The organism is Streptococcus sp. 1643 (assembly GCF_006228325.1).
GTDB lineage: Bacteria > Bacillota > Bacilli > Lactobacillales > Streptococcaceae > Streptococcus.
The window spans coordinates 1154960-1168121 of sequence record NZ_CP040231.1 but is presented as its reverse complement, the minus strand read 5'-3'; the positions used below and the strand labels follow the sequence as shown (position 1 = coordinate 1168121).

14 protein-coding genes are annotated in these 13162 nt (G+C 41.7%); 10 read left to right on the top strand and 4 right to left on the bottom strand.

Annotated elements, in window-relative coordinates; all coding sequences use genetic code 11:
* Window positions 1-38: 38 nt before the first annotated feature.
* Entirely contained in the window at window positions 39-2036 is a 1998-nt protein-coding gene (metG, locus tag FD735_RS06185) for a methionine--tRNA ligase (RefSeq protein WP_139658751.1), read from the top strand.
* Between the two features lie 16 nt (window positions 2037-2052).
* Here the strand turns inward: metG and FD735_RS06180 are convergent, their stop codons facing one another.
* The 3 genes from FD735_RS06180 to coaA form a co-directional block, all read right to left on the bottom strand.
* The gene (locus FD735_RS06180; RefSeq protein WP_139658750.1) at window positions 2053-2586 is read right to left on the bottom strand and encodes a DNA topology modulation protein; all 534 of its coding nucleotides are present in this window, start codon (window positions 2584-2586) and stop codon (window positions 2053-2055) included.
* A 52-nt stretch (window positions 2587-2638) separates the two neighbouring features.
* Window positions 2639-2875, bottom strand: coding sequence for a 30S ribosomal protein S20 (rpsT, locus tag FD735_RS06175; protein WP_001274000.1), 237 nt, complete (start codon window positions 2873-2875; stop codon window positions 2639-2641).
* Between the two features lie 67 nt (window positions 2876-2942).
* The gene (gene coaA / locus FD735_RS06170; protein ID WP_084921794.1) at window positions 2943-3863 is read right to left on the bottom strand and encodes a type I pantothenate kinase; all 921 of its coding nucleotides are present in this window, start codon (window positions 3861-3863) and stop codon (window positions 2943-2945) included.
* 201 nt (window positions 3864-4064) lie between these two features.
* On the opposite strand from coaA, the gene FD735_RS06165 reads away from it, so the two are divergent.
* From FD735_RS06165 to FD735_RS06125, 9 genes are all read left to right on the top strand, one after another.
* Window positions 4065-4469, top strand: a complete 405-nt coding sequence (locus FD735_RS06165) for a hypothetical protein (RefSeq protein WP_049477650.1) — start codon at window positions 4065-4067, stop codon at window positions 4467-4469.
* 202 nt (window positions 4470-4671) lie between these two features.
* Window positions 4672-5262, top strand: coding sequence for a class I SAM-dependent methyltransferase (locus tag FD735_RS06160; RefSeq protein WP_080976511.1), 591 nt, complete (start codon window positions 4672-4674; stop codon window positions 5260-5262).
* A complete protein-coding gene (locus FD735_RS06155) occupies window positions 5259-6536 on the top strand; it encodes a pyrimidine-nucleoside phosphorylase (RefSeq protein WP_139658749.1) in 1278 nt (425 codons plus the stop codon). Before FD735_RS06160 ends, FD735_RS06155 begins: the two co-directional genes overlap by 4 nt.
* A gap of 19 nt (window positions 6537-6555) precedes the next feature.
* Complete coding sequence (deoC, locus tag FD735_RS06150; RefSeq protein ID WP_139658748.1) at window positions 6556-7218, top strand: deoxyribose-phosphate aldolase; 663 nt, start codon at window positions 6556-6558, stop codon at window positions 7216-7218.
* Window positions 7205-7594, top strand: coding sequence for a cytidine deaminase (locus FD735_RS06145; RefSeq protein ID WP_000246096.1), 390 nt, complete (start codon window positions 7205-7207; stop codon window positions 7592-7594). The genes deoC and FD735_RS06145 overlap by 14 nt, the downstream gene beginning before the upstream one ends.
* Before the next feature lie 89 nt (window positions 7595-7683).
* The gene (locus FD735_RS06140; RefSeq protein ID WP_001036150.1) at window positions 7684-8739 is read left to right on the top strand and encodes a BMP family protein; all 1056 of its coding nucleotides are present in this window, start codon (window positions 7684-7686) and stop codon (window positions 8737-8739) included.
* A gap of 136 nt (window positions 8740-8875) precedes the next feature.
* A complete protein-coding gene (locus tag FD735_RS06135; protein WP_000929834.1) occupies window positions 8876-10411 on the top strand; it encodes an ABC transporter ATP-binding protein in 1536 nt (511 codons plus the stop codon).
* Window positions 10404-11462: an ABC transporter permease gene (locus FD735_RS06130; protein WP_084921799.1), complete on the top strand. Its 1059-nt coding sequence runs from the start codon at window positions 10404-10406 to the stop codon at window positions 11460-11462. The genes FD735_RS06135 and FD735_RS06130 overlap by 8 nt, the downstream gene beginning before the upstream one ends.
* A 2-nt stretch (window positions 11463-11464) precedes the next feature.
* The gene (locus FD735_RS06125; protein ID WP_125441087.1) at window positions 11465-12421 is read left to right on the top strand and encodes an ABC transporter permease; all 957 of its coding nucleotides are present in this window, start codon (window positions 11465-11467) and stop codon (window positions 12419-12421) included.
* Between the two features lie 33 nt (window positions 12422-12454).
* On the opposite strand, the gene plsY is transcribed toward FD735_RS06125, so the two are convergent.
* Window positions 12455-13096 carry a glycerol-3-phosphate 1-O-acyltransferase PlsY gene (gene plsY, locus FD735_RS06120; RefSeq protein WP_139658747.1) on the bottom strand — a complete coding sequence of 214 codons (642 nt, stop codon included), beginning with the start codon at window positions 13094-13096 and terminating at the stop codon, window positions 12455-12457.
* Window positions 13097-13162: the final 66 nt, after the last annotated feature.

The following is a 13162-nucleotide window of genomic DNA, read 5'->3' as shown; positions in this document are numbered from 1 at the left end:
TAGAAAAACAGGTTTCATTTGCCTGGAAAGGAAAAATTATGTCTGAAAAGAATTTTTATATTACAACACCGATTTACTATCCATCTGGTAAACTTCATATTGGTTCTGCCTACACAACCATCGCTTGTGATGTCCTAGCTCGCTACAAACGCCTCATGGGCTACGATGTCTTTTATCTGACAGGTCTTGACGAGCATGGTCAGAAAATCCAGCAAAAAGCGGAAGAAGCTGGCATCACACCTCAAGCCTATGTTGATGGGATGGCAGTTGGTGTCAAAGAACTCTGGCAATTACTTGATATCTCGTACGATAAATTTATCCGTACGACGGATGACTACCATGAAAAAGTAGTGGCGCAAGTCTTTGAACGTTTACTTGCTCAAGATGACATCTACCTAGGTGAATATTCTGGTTGGTATTCAGTTTCAGATGAAGAATTCTTTACAGAAAGCCAGCTTGCAGAAGTTTTCCGTGATGAAGCTGGAAATGTAACGGGCGGTATTGCTCCATCAGGTCACGAGGTTGAATGGGTTTCAGAAGAGTCTTATTTCCTTCGCCTCAGCAAATACCAAGATCGTTTGGTAGAATTTTTCAAATCTCACCCTGACTTCATCACTCCAGATGGTCGTCTTAATGAAATGCTTCGTAACTTTATTGAGCCAGGTTTGGAAGACTTAGCGGTTTCTCGTACAACCTTTACCTGGGGTGTGCCAGTCCCATCCAATCCAAAACATGTTGTCTACGTTTGGATTGATGCCCTTCTCAACTATGCGACTGCTCTTGGTTACGGTCAAGACGAACATGCTAACTATGATAAATTCTGGAATGGAACAGTCTTCCACATGGTCGGAAAAGACATTCTTCGTTTCCACTCAATCTACTGGCTAATCCTTCTCATGATGTTGGATATGAAATTGCCTGACCGCTTGATTGCCCACGGTTGGTTCGTCATGAAAGACGGCAAGATGTCTAAGTCTAAAGGGAATGTGGTCTATCCTGAAATGCTAGTAGAACGTTATGGACTTGATCCACTTCGTTACTACCTCATGCGTAGTCTTCCAGTCGGTTCAGACGGAACCTTTACTCCTGAGGACTACGTCGGCCGTATCAACTATGAACTAGCCAATGACCTTGGAAATCTCCTCAACCGTACGGTTTCCATGATCAACAAGTACTTTGATGGTCAAATCCCTGCCTATGTAGAGGGTGTAACAGAGTTTGATAATGCTCTTGCTGAGGTTGCAGAACAATCAATCGCAGACTACCATACACACATGGAAGCCGTTGATTACCCACGTGCTTTAGAAGCAGTATGGACTCTTATCTCACGTACCAACAAATACATCGATGAGACAGCCCCATGGGTCTTGGCTAAGGATGAAGAGCACCGTGACCAATTGGCAAGTGTTATGAGTCACTTAGCAGCTAGCCTTCGCGTTGTAGCTCACATGATTGAACCATTTATGATGGAAACCAGTCGTGCAGTTTTGACTCAACTTGGTTTAGCAGAAGTTTCTAGTCTTGAAAACTTGAGTTTGGCTGATTTCCCTGCAGGTGTAACAGTCGTTGCCAAAGGAACACCAATCTTCCCACGTCTGGATATGGAAGAAGAGATTGCCTATATCAAGGAACAAATGGAAGGCAACAAACCAGCTGTCGAAAAAGAATGGAATCCAGACGAAGTTGAACTCAAACTCAACAAGGATGAAATCAAGTTCGAAGACTTTGACAAGGTTGAGATCCGTGTCGCAGAAGTCAAAGAAGTTTCTAAAGTGGAAGATTCTGATAAGTTGCTCCAATTCCGCCTAGATGCTGGTGATGGCGAAGACCGTCAAATCCTCTCAGGAATTGCAAAATACTATCCAAATGAGCAAGAATTGGTCGGCAAGAAAGTCCAAATCGTTGCCAACCTCAAACCACGCAAGATGATGAAAAAATATGTCAGTCAAGGAATGATCCTCTCAGCTGAACATGATGGAAAATTAACCCTTCTCACAGTTGATCCAGCTGTACCAAACGGAAGTGTGATTGGCTAATAGCAAAAAACCAACGTTAGGCACGTTGGTTTTTCTTGTTATGTACGAGATTTTCTAAGAAGTAGTCCATCTCCTTTTGAGACCGGAGGACAATTACTTTCTCAGAGTAGGTTTCTTGAACCTGCTGATAGCGTTCTTTAGCAGGTATTGTACGCCCATCCCAGAGAATCCATCTGATAAATTCCCAGTCAAAGCGTTCAGGGCAACCTGCAGCCATACTTTCTCTGACCTTGCCTCGGTATGTGAGATACCGTTTAAAGGCTCGAAAGAGACAAGTCCATGGTGAAAAATTGAGAAAGATGATTTGGTCAGCTTCCAGCATTCTTTCTTCATAGCAACACCAAGAGTAGTTGCCGTCGATGACCCAAGCTTCGTGCTTTGTGAGAAAGTTTTTCATTTCGGTCAACATCCATTCGGGGTCACTGTCTTGCCAACCAGGTTGAAATTGGAGTGTGTCCATATGCAGTTTGGGGATGGAGTAGTGGCTAGATAACCTTTCTGCCAGAGTGGACTTGCCGGCTCCAGAATATCCGATGATTGCTATTTTCATTTTCTTCCTTTTCTGATTAGAGGACAAAAAAACAGCCTCTATGGACTGTTTCTTATTTAGCAAGTTTAGCTGAAAGACGAGCTTTATCGCGGCTTGCTTTGTTTTTATGAATCAAACCTTTAGTTTCTGCTTTGTCGATAGCTGAGCTAGCAGCACGGAAAAGTTCTTCAGAAGGGTTTGCTTCGAAAGCTTTGATAGCAGTACGCATAGCTGATTTTTGAGCTGAGTTTTTTTCGTTTTGTTTAACGTTCAATTCAGCGCGTTTGATAGCTGATTTAATGTTTGCCAATGTTCTTACCTCCATATTTACTAACTATACCATTATATATGAAAACTTAGGTTTTGACAAGGGGAAATTATTTTTTTAGGTAAATTTCATCGATTTCATGGTTTTTAGTCTTGTGGAGAATGACCTCGGCGCGATTCCTTGTCGGTTCGATATAGTTTTGTAGATTTGTGAGATTAATGCTGGTCCAAACCTGGTGAGCAAAGGCTTCAACTTCTCCAATCGGCATTTGCGTAAAGCGGTGGTAGTAGCTGTTGGGATCATTTTGGGCAAAGCTGAGCAGCTTTAAGAAACGATCCAGATACCAGCTTTCAATGTCTTCAACTGCTGCATCCACATAGATGGAGAAATCAAAGAAATCAGTAATGTAAAGGCGCTCATTTTGAGGGTTTTGAAAGACGTTGATGCCTTCGACAATGACAAAATCAGCAGCTTTGACACGTTGTTTCTCTCCAGGAACGATGTCATACACTTCATGAGAATAGACAGGAATATCGACATCTTGCCCATTCTTTAGGCGGTCAAGAAAATTCAGCAAGGCTTCCATATCATAACTTTCAGGAAAACCTTTGCGATTTAAGATATCTTGGTCAATCAAGGTTTGATTGGGATAGAGAAAACCGTCAGTCGTCACCAATTCTACAGTAGCATCTGGAAGAGTGCGTGATAGAAGAATCTGAAGTAAGCGACTAGTGGTCGATTTCCCCACAGCAACACTACCAGAAACCCCAATAATAAAAGGTTGGGATTTGCTTTCACGTTGGAGAAAAATTCCTTTTGAAAAAGCCAAATCATCCTTGGTGCGCTTGTAAATATGGATAAGATGAACTAGGGGAAGATAGACATCTGTTACGTCCTGTAGACTAATCTGGTCATTGAAACTCTTGATGGATTCTAACTCTTCCTCTGTCAAGGGAGGGGTTGTTTTGCGATGCAATGATTGCCAAGTCTGGCGACTGATTTTTTCAAAATGTAAAAATTCGTTGGTCATTTGTTTTCCCCTAGATATTTTGTTTATCATACCATAAAAAGCTAAAAAGATAAAGCGGTTTCTTGATGGTAGTAAGTCAATATCGTATAATAGAGGTAGATGGAGGTTGAATAATTTAATAATGAGATAGGGAATGGTTTCTGAAGACTTATCAGTTATTGAAAGTGGGCTTTTTGGTTCACAACTTATAGGAGGTGTGTCATGAAAATCTTAAAAAGTTATATATTGGAACTCTGTTTTATTTTAAGTTTTGCCTTACCTTTTATAAGGGGAGCGAATGCGGATAATGGTAGACGCTTTGTGGAAATCTATTACGGTTTTACTTTTTTGATGGAACATGCCATTGTAACAGTTGTCTTTATCTGTTCGCTCTTGATTGCTTGGCTAGTAAAAAAGCAGTGGACGAAATGGCTTGCTGCTGGTAGTTATCTATTTTTGATTTTGTGGATTGCTACAGAAGGATATCTATTCCGTATGTCACTAGAGGATTTGATACGACTTTGGACAAGTTTGGAAATCTTGACACAAACTTATCAGTTGGGTTTTTATCTAAACATCATATTGGGAATCTTGTTGATAATAAAGTATTTTAAGGTTAAGAAATAGTAATAAAAATGCGCCTGATTGCAGACGAACTGTTTTTTCCTGACTATGATAATTTGTAGTTCCCGATAGATTGTAATGTATTTCTAATAATTGAAAGAGATTGAAGAAAAGGTTTTTTGACTAGGATTCTTCAGTCTTTTTCATTTGCTCATCACTTTGTAAACGATTTACAATTCAAGCCAAATTATGGTAAAATAGTTTTATGAGTAAAATGTATTATGCAGAAAATCCTGATGCTGCTCACGACATTCATGAGTTAAGAGTGGAGTTGTTGGGAGAAAACATGACCTTTTTGACGGATGCGGGTGTTTTTAGCAAGAAAATGGTTGACTTTGGGAGTCAGCTCTTGCTCAAGTGTCTAGAGGTAAATGAAGGAGAGACGGTCCTTGATGTCGGCTGTGGGTACGGTCCCCTTGGTATTACTTTGGTCAAGGCTTACGGAGTTCAGGCAACTATGGTCGATATCAATAATCGTGCCTTGGACCTAGCGCGACAAAATGCTGAACGTAATAAAGTAGAAGCAACGATTTTCCAATCCAATATCTATGAACAAGTTGAAGGGAAGTTTGACCATGTTATTTCCAATCCGCCGATTCGAGCGGGCAAACAGGTTGTTCATGAGATTATCGAAAAGAGCAGAGATTTCTTGAAAGACAGAGGAGATTTAACCATCGTCATTCAGAAAAAACAAGGAGCTCCAAGTGCTAAAAGTAAGATGGAAGACGTTTTTGGAAATTGTGAAATCGTAAAGAAAGATAAGGGATACTATATCCTTAGAAGTGTGAAAGAATGAGAGCAGTTGATTTAATTCAAAAGAAACGAGATGGTCAAGAACTGACTGCAGCTGAAATCAAATGGTTGGTAGAAGGCTATGTGGCTGGAACTGTTCCAGACTATCAGATGTCTGCTTTTGCTATGGCTGTTTATTTTAAAGGAATGACCACACGTGAGATTTCTGATCTAACGATGAATATGGTCAAGACAGGTCAGGAGTTTGACTTGTCAGCTATTGATGGGGTTAAAGTTGATAAGCATTCGACTGGTGGTGTAGGTGATAAGGTGACCTTAATCTTGGCTCCCCTTGTTGCGAGTTTCGGTGTTCCCGTAGCTAAAATGAGTGGTCGTGGTCTCGGCCATACTGGTGGAACAATTGATAAATTGGAGTCCATTAAGGGCTATCAAGTTGAGCGAAGTCAAGAAGATTTCATTCGTCAGGTACAGGACATTGGTGTATCTGTCATTGGGCAGTCCGATCAGCTGGTTAAAGCAGATAAACTTCTCTATGCCCTCCGTGATGTGACAGCAACTGTCGACACGATTCCTTTGATTGCTAGTTCGGTGATGAGCAAGAAAATTGCTGCAGGAGCGGATGCCATTTTGCTAGACGTAACGGTCGGTGAGGGGGCCTTCATGAAGACGGTTGATGAGGCGCGCGAATTGGCTCAAACCATGGTGGATCTTGGTAAGGCAGTTGGTCGAAAGACGGTAGCAGTCATTACCGATATGAGCCAACCCTTGGGAAAAGCTATTGGCAATCGTCTCGAAATCCTTGAGGCAATCGATATTCTCAAAGGAAATGGCCGAGAAGATATTAGTCACTTTATCTGCGAGCTAGCTCAGATTATGCTTGGCTTGGCTGATGTTGAGAAAACGATCAAGGAAATCTGTCAACACCTGGAAAATGGCCAAGCACTGGCTAAGTTTGAAGAAATGGTAGCAGCACAAGGTGGTGATTTAGAAGATCTCTATCGCCCAGTCAAAGTTGCCCATGTGGTGGAAATCCCTGCTCAAGAAACGGGTGTTATTTCAGCTCTTCCAGCTATGGAATTTGGGCTCTATGCCATGAGACTAGGAGCTGGTCGTGCAGTCAAGTCTGATGACTTGGACTATGAAACAGGGATTGTTTTTGAAAAGAAAGTTGGAGACTCCGTTCAAAAGGGTGAAATTGTTGCAAAAGTTTATACAAATGGAAAAATTTCTTCTGAACTAGTTACAGAATTTCAAAAATATGTTAAAATAAATGATGGAGTGCAAAGTTTACGAGAAATTATAGAAATTATCTCATAAAACCAGGGAGAATCCGAATATGAAGTTAAATAAATATATTGATCATACGCTTTTAAAGCAAGATGCAAGCCAAGAACAAATTGATTGTTTGCTATCTGAAGCGCGTGAGTATGACTTTGCCAGTGTTTGTGTCAATCCCACATGGGTTAAACATGCGAAAACAGGGCTTGAAAGCTCAGATGTAAAGGTTTGTACAGTAGTAGGTTTTCCTTTGGGAGCAACAACTTCAGCTGTGAAAGCTTTTGAAACAAAAGAAGCTGTTCAAAACGGTGCGGATGAGATTGATATGGTTATCAATGTTGGTGCCCTCAAATCAGGAAATCTGGATTTGGTTGAATCGGACATCCGTGCTGTCGTAGAAGCAAGTGGTGACAAGTTGGTTAAGGTCATTATTGAAGCTTGCTTGTTGACAGACGATGAAAAGGTTGTGGTCTGCCAATTATCCCAGAAAGCAGGCGCTGACTTTGTCAAAACATCAACTGGATTTTCAACTGGTGGTGCCACTATTGAGGATGTTCAGTTGATGCGTGAAACAGTCGGGCCAGATATGGGAGTTAAGGCAGCTGGTGGAGCTCGTTCATATGCAGATGCTGTCGCTTTTGTGGAAGCAGGCGCTACCCGTATCGGAACATCTGCTGGTGTAACAATCTTAAAAGGAGAATTGGCAGATGGCGACTACTGAGTTGATTGAACTAGCAATTGAAACTAGCAAGAAAGCTTATGTGCCTTATTCTCACTTTCCTATCGGAGCTGTTTTAGTTGCCAAGGATGGTAGCATTTATACGGGTGTCAATATCGAGAATGCTAGTTATCCCTTGACTAATTGTGGAGAACGTACTGCTATTTTTAAAGCAGTTTCGGAGGGGCAACGGGAGTTTTCAGAATTGATTGTCTACGGACAAACTGAAAAACCCATCTCGCCATGTGGTGCTTGTCGCCAGGTCATGGTTGAATTTTTTGAACAAGATCTAAAAGTGACTTTAGTCGCTAAAGATAAATCGACGGTCGAGATGACGGTCGGGGAGTTACTTCCATACTCATTTACAGACTTAAACTAGTCTGAGTCACTCTCTGAGTGACGCGGTCCTTGTGGCCAACCAATCCATACTTGCAACATCGTTGCACATCTTATTTAGGAGGTTCAGTAATGAACAAGAAACAATGGCTAGGCCTTGGTCTAGTTGCAGTAGCAGCAGTTGGACTTGCTGCATGTGGTAACCGCTCTTCTCGTAACGCAGCTTCATCTTCATCAGAAATGAAGACCAAAGCAGCAATCGTAACAGATACTGGTGGTGTTGATGATAAATCATTTAACCAATCAGCTTGGGAAGGTTTGCAAGACTGGGGTAAAGAACACAATCTTTCTAAAGATAAAGGTTACACTTACTTCCAATCAACAAGCGAAGCAGACTATGCTAACAACTTGCAACAAGCGGCTGGAAGTTACAACCTGATCTTCGGTGTTGGTTTTGCCCTTCACAATGCAGTTGAGGAAGCAGCGAAAGACCACTCTGACCTAAACTATGTCTTGATTGATGATGTGATTGAAGGTCAAAAGAATGTTGCGAGCGTAAGATTTGCGGATAACGAAGCAGCTTACCTTGCTGGTGTTGCAGCAGCTAAAACAACTAAAACAAAACAAGTTGGTTTTGTAGGTGGTATCGAATCTGAAGTTATTTCACGTTTTGCAGCTGGATTCAAAGCTGGTGTTGAATCAGTAGACCCATCTATCAAAGTCCAAGTTGACTACGCTGGTTCATTTGGTGATGCTGCCAAAGGTAAAACAATCGCAGCAGCTCAATACGCTGCCGGTGCAGACGTTGTCTACCAAGCAGCTGGAGGTACAGGTGCTGGTGTCTTTGCTGAAGCAAAATCATTGAACGAAAACAAAAATGAAAACGAAAAAGTTTGGGTTATCGGTGTAGACCGTGACCAAGCAGCAGAAGGTAAATACACTTCTAAAGATGGTAAAGAATCTAACTTCGTTCTTGTATCTACATTGAAACAAGTTGGTACAACTGTAAAAGATATTGCCAACAAAACAGAAAAAGGTGAATTCCCTGGTGGACAAGTGATTGTTTACTCATTGAAAGATAAAGGGGTTGAGCTAGCAGTAACAAACCTTTCAGAAGAAGGTAAAAAAGCTGTTGAAGATGCAAAAGCTAAAATCCTTGACGGAAGCGTAAAAGTTCCTGAAAAATAATGGATAAAAGTCATTTCTTAGGAAGCGGCCATTGGTCGCTTCTTTAAGGATTGAGGCAATTTTTGTCTCAATAGAGCTTGTTAATGTGATTAGCAGGTTTTATTGAAATAAAATAAACCTCTGAAAGGAAGAGCATATGGCACACGAAAATGTCATTGAGATGCGGGATATTACCAAGGTGTTTGGTGAATTTGTAGCAAACGACAAAATCAACTTGCAACTGCGAAAAGGTGAAATTCATGCACTTTTAGGAGAAAATGGAGCGGGTAAATCCACTCTGATGAATATGCTGGCAGGACTTCTTGAACCAACAAGTGGTGAAATTGTGGTGAATGGTCAGGTTGTAAAACTAGACTCACCATCTAAAGCCGCTGGTCTTGGAATTGGGATGGTTCACCAACATTTTATGTTGGTTGAAGCTTTTACAGTAGCTGAGAATATCATTTTAGGGAGTGAAATCACTAAAAATGGTGTTCTAGATATAGCTGGTGCTACTAAAGAAATCAAGGCTCTTTCTGAACGTTATGGTTTGGCAGTGGATCCTGCTGCTAAGGTGGCGGATATTTCCGTTGGAGCCCAACAACGTGTAGAAATCTTGAAAACACTCTATCGTGGTGCTGATATCCTTATCTTTGACGAACCTACAGCCGTATTGACTCCTTCAGAGATTGATGAGTTGATGGCAATCATGAAAAACCTTGTCAAAGAAGGGAAGTCTATCATTTTGATTACCCATAAACTGGATGAGATTCGTGCGGTATCCAATCGAGTCACGGTTATCCGTCGTGGGAAATCAATCCAGACAGTTGAAATCGCAGGGGCAACAAATGCGGACTTGGCAGAAATGATGGTTGGACGCTCAGTCTCCTTTAAAACGGAAAAACAAGCACCACAACCCAAAGAAGTGGTCTTGTCTATCAAAGACTTGGTTGTCAATGAAAACCGCGGTGTACCAGCTGTGAAGAATCTTTCTTTGGATGTTCGTGCTGGTGAAATTGTCGGTATTGCAGGTATTGATGGCAATGGTCAGTCTGAACTCATTCAAGCCATTACTGGTCTTCGTAAGGTTGAGTCAGGTAGCGTTGAATTAAAAGGCAAATCAATCGTAGGGATGCATCCTCGACAAATTACAGAACTCAGTGTGGGGCATGTTCCTGAAGACCGTCACCGTGATGGCTTGATTTTGGAGATGATGATTTCAGAAAATATCGCTCTTCAAACCTACTACAAAGAACCACTCAGCAAGAATGGTATCTTGAACTATGCCAATATCACTTCGCATGCTAAGAAATTGATGGAAGAATTTGATGTCCGTGCTGCCAGTGAATTTGTTCCTGCAGCAGCTCTTTCAGGAGGAAATCAACAAAAAGCGATTATCGCTCGTGAGATTGATCGTGATCCTGATCTCCTTATCGTCAGCCAGCCAACTCGTGGTTTGGATGTCGGTGCCATTGAATATATCCACAAACGTTTGATTGAAGAGCGTGATAACGGGAAGGCTGTCCTTGTTGTCAGCTTTGAATTGGATGAGATTTTAAATGTCTCAGACCGAATTGCTGTTATTCACGATGGAAAGATTCAAGGTATTGTATCGCCAGAAACAACTAACAAACAAGAACTTGGTGTCTTGATGGCAGGTGGAAACTTGGGAAAGGAGAAGAGTGATGTCTAAAAAATTACAACAAATTTCGGTTCCCTTGATTTCCGTATTCTTAGGAATCTTGCTCGGAGCCATTGTCATGTGGATCTTCGGATATGATGCTATCTGGGGTTATGAGGAGTTGTTCTATACAGCTTTTGGTAGCCTCCGTGGGATTGGAGAAATTTTCCGTGCCATGGGTCCTCTTGTCTTGATAGGTCTTGGTTTCGCAGTTGCCAGTCGAGCAGGTTTCTTTAACGTTGGACTTCCTGGTCAAGCACTTGCAGGCTGGATTCTCAGTGGTTGGTTTGCCTTGTCAAATCCAGATATGCCTCGTCTCGTTTTGATTCCATTAACAGTGATTATTGCTTTGATCTCAGGTGGAATTGTTGGTGCGATTCCAGGTATCCTCAGAGCCTATCTCGGTACGTCAGAGGTTATCGTGACCATCATGATGAACTACATTGTATTGTATGTGGGAAATGCCTTTATTCATGCCTTTCCTAAAGATATTATGCAAAGTACAGATTCAACGATTCGTGTTAGTGCCAATGCTACATACCAGACACCATGGTTATCAGAGTTGACTGGAAATTCCCGTATGAATATCGGAATCTTCTTTGCAATCATTGCTGTTGGCGTGATTTGGTTCTTGCTCAAGAAAACGACTCTCGGTTTTGAAATTCGTGCAGTTGGTCTTAATCCCCACGCTTCAGAGTACGCTGGTATTTCAGCAAAACGTACAATCATCCTATCAATGATTATCTCTGGTGCCTTGGCTGGTCTTGGTGGAGCTGTCGAAGGTCTTGGAACTTTCCAAAACGTTTACGTTCAGGGATCATCATTGGCTATCGGATTTAACGGGATGGCAGTTAGTTTGCTTGCTGGAAATTCACCAATTGGAATTCTCTTTGCAGCCTTCTTATTTGGAGTTTTGCAAGTAGGAGCACCGGGTATGAATGCAGCACAAGTTCCGTCTGAGCTTGTCAGCATTGTAACAGCGTCTATTATCTTCTTTGTCAGCGTTCACTACATTATCGAACGCTTTGTCAAACCTAAAAAACAAGTTAAAGGAGGTAAGTAAGGATGTCTATTACAACATTGCTCACCCTCTTGGTCTCTTCTATGCTGATTTACTCAGCACCACTTATTTTTACGAGTATCGGAGGAGTTTTCTCTGAACGTGGTGGTGTCGTTAACGTCGGTCTTGAAGGAATTATGGTTATGGGAGCCTTTTCTGGGGTTGTCTTTAACCTTGAGTTTGCAGAACAACTTGGAGCAGCGACTCCTTGGATTTCCTTGTTAGTTGCTGGTATCGTGGGAGCTATTTTCTCCCTCATCCATGCTGTCGCAACGGTTCATTTCCGTGCAGACCATGTTGTCAGTGGTACAGTATTGAACTTGATGGCTCCTGCCCTAGCAGTTTTCTTGGTTAAAGTTCTTTATAACAAAGGGCAAACGGATAACTTAAGCCAGACTTTTGGACGTTTTGATTTCCCAGTTTTGGCTGATATCCCTGTGATTGGAGATATCTTCTTCAAGTCAACAAGTCTTCTTGGCTACTTGGCCATTGCCTTCTCATTCCTTGCTTGGTTTATCCTCTTCAAGACCCGATTTGGTCTTCGCCTTCGCTCTGTCGGGGAACACCCTCAAGCAGCGGATACCTTGGGGATCAATGTCTACATGATGCGATATCTTGGAGTTATTATTTCAGGTTTCCTTGGGGGAATTGGGGGAGCGATTTATGCTCAATCCATTTCAGTTAACTTCTCAGTGACAACTATTGTCGGTCCTGGATTTATCGCTCTTGCTGCGATGATCTTTGGTAAATGGAACCCAATCGGTGCTATGCTTTCTAGTCTTTTCTTTGGACTTTCACAAAGTTTGGCAGTTATCGGTTCTCAATTGCCTTTCCTACAAGGAGTGCCAGCGGTTTACCTTCAAATCGCACCTTATGTCTTGACCATCCTTGTCTTAGCAGCCTTCTTTGGAAAAGCAGTCGCACCTAAGGCAGACGGTATCAACTACATCAAATCAAAATAAGCATACAAAAAAACGTCAGTTTAAACTGGCGTTTTATTTGTTAGGATTTTGATGGGTTAGGTTCAATCCCCAAGGGACAAGATTTTCAGCTTTATTTTTGATACGTGTGATATTATCCTTGTGACGAATAATAATCAAGCTAGCAAGTGCTAGGATAATCAAAATGAAGAGAGGGTCATAGCTGTTTAGGATAAAACCAAATAGTGGAAAAATCAGAACTCCGATAACGGCTGCGATAGAAGCAGTAACGCTAGACAGGGAAATCATACTGCCTAGATAGAGGGTTCCAAAGAATACGATTGCCAGGTAGAGACAGAAGACAGGCGCAAATCCGAAAACAACTCCAGCGCTTGTTGCGACAGCCTTGCCCCCTTTAAACCCTGCAAAGATAGGAAAGGTGTGTCCAATTACGGCCAAAAGTCCAAAGACGAGAGGTGATACACCTTGTTGGTGGAAAAGAATAGGAAGTAGGGTGGCCAAGGTCCCTTTAAAGAAGTCAATTACAAAGGTTGCCATACCTGCCTTCTTACCTAAAATACGGAAAGTATTGGTCGTTCCAGTATTTCCAGAACCGTGTTCACGCAGATTTGTTTGAAAGAAAACTTGTCCAATCCAAAGACCAGACGGAATCGAACCTAGCAAATAAGCTAGAATTAATAATACAAATGTCATCATAGACCTATTATACCATGAAATGCTGTGGAAAGTCAGAGATTATCTTGTGAAATTGTGACAGCTGAA

Excerpts from the sequence above, each read along its gene's own strand:
- FD735_RS06180 (WP_139658750.1), bottom strand. The coding sequence starts at position 2,586 with ATGAAAATAGCAATCATCGGATATTCTGGAGCCGGCAAGTCCACTCTG.
- FD735_RS06125 (WP_125441087.1), top strand. The coding sequence starts at position 11,465 with ATGTCTATTACAACATTGCTCACCCTCTTGGTCTCTTCTATGCTGATT.
- FD735_RS06145 (WP_000246096.1), top strand. The coding sequence starts at position 7,205 with ATGGCGACTACTGAGTTGATTGAACTAGCAATTGAAACTAGCAAGAAA.
- FD735_RS06165 (WP_049477650.1), top strand. The coding sequence starts at position 4,065 with ATGAAAATCTTAAAAAGTTATATATTGGAACTCTGTTTTATTTTAAGT.
- FD735_RS06135 (WP_000929834.1), top strand. The coding sequence starts at position 8,876 with ATGGCACACGAAAATGTCATTGAGATGCGGGATATTACCAAGGTGTTT.
- FD735_RS06140 (WP_001036150.1), top strand. The coding sequence starts at position 7,684 with ATGAACAAGAAACAATGGCTAGGCCTTGGTCTAGTTGCAGTAGCAGCA.
- FD735_RS06160 (WP_080976511.1), top strand. The coding sequence starts at position 4,672 with ATGAGTAAAATGTATTATGCAGAAAATCCTGATGCTGCTCACGACATT.
- deoC (WP_139658748.1), top strand. The coding sequence starts at position 6,556 with ATGAAGTTAAATAAATATATTGATCATACGCTTTTAAAGCAAGATGCA.
- coaA (WP_084921794.1), bottom strand. The coding sequence starts at position 3,863 with ATGACCAACGAATTTTTACATTTTGAAAAAATCAGTCGCCAGACTTGG.
- FD735_RS06155 (WP_139658749.1), top strand. The coding sequence starts at position 5,259 with ATGAGAGCAGTTGATTTAATTCAAAAGAAACGAGATGGTCAAGAACTG.
- FD735_RS06130 (WP_084921799.1), top strand. The coding sequence starts at position 10,404 with ATGTCTAAAAAATTACAACAAATTTCGGTTCCCTTGATTTCCGTATTC.
- metG (WP_139658751.1), top strand. The coding sequence starts at position 39 with ATGTCTGAAAAGAATTTTTATATTACAACACCGATTTACTATCCATCT.
- plsY (WP_139658747.1), bottom strand. The coding sequence starts at position 13,096 with ATGATGACATTTGTATTATTAATTCTAGCTTATTTGCTAGGTTCGATT.